Annotated in this window: 2 tRNA genes and 1 other RNA gene; all 3 read right to left on the bottom strand. The window is 50.2% G+C overall.

Annotation, left to right across the window (positions count from 1 at the left end):
* Positions 1–58: 58 nt before the first annotated feature.
* A non-coding RNA gene (locus tag AC2FC2_RS23685) (RtT sRNA) lies at positions 59–181 on the bottom strand.
* 113 nt (positions 182–294) lie between these two features.
* Positions 295–370, bottom strand: a tRNA-Lys gene (locus AC2FC2_RS23680).
* 55 nt (positions 371–425) lie between these two features.
* Positions 426–501 (bottom strand) — tRNA-Lys (locus AC2FC2_RS23675).
* Positions 502–707 lie beyond the last annotated feature (206 nt).

Raw genomic sequence — 707 nt, 5'->3', positions numbered from 1 at the left:
GGATTCGTGCGTTATGCGATATTCGAGTTTGGGAAAAGTGCTGAAGTACTTTGAGAAATGGTGGGTCGTGCGGGATTGATTCGGCCGTTGGCCTCACCCTTCGGGCAACGCTACGCGTTGTCGTATCGCTGCGCGATGCTCGAACCTGAACGCAGGTTACTCGTCTCTTTCAGAGACTCGCCCTTCGGGCCAGCGCAAGCGCTGTTCAAAAGCGTATATGCTTTTGTCTCACCACAGGATTCGTGCGTTATGCGATATTCGAGTTTGGGAAAAGTGCTGAAGTACTTTGAGAAATGGTGGGTCGTGCGGGATTCGAACCTGCGACCAATTGATTAAAAGTCAACTGCTCTACCAACTGAGCTAACGACCCACTGATGTGGTTTACTGCTGAACCGCGTAAGCAGGAGAAGGACTCGCTGCAATAATGGTGGGCCGTGCGGGATTCGAACCTGCGACCAATTGATTAAAAGTCAACTGCTCTACCAACTGAGCTAACGGCCCACTAACGTGGTTTACTGCTGAACAACCAATACAGACGCTAAGACTGTATTGCGGAAAAACGATGCGGGGTGGGGGACAATTCGAAAAACTCGATTTGGACCTTCTGTTTCACATCTCTACCAATCTGAAAATGGTGGGCCGTGCGGGATTCGAACCTGCGACCAATTGATTAAAAGTCAACTGCTCTACCAACTGAGCTAACGGCC

The sequence above is a fragment of the Serratia sp. CoH_122_TC_1 genome, assembly GCF_058191755.1.
The sequence above is the reverse complement of the archived record's forward strand: the minus strand, read 5'-3'. Positions and strand labels throughout refer to the sequence as shown.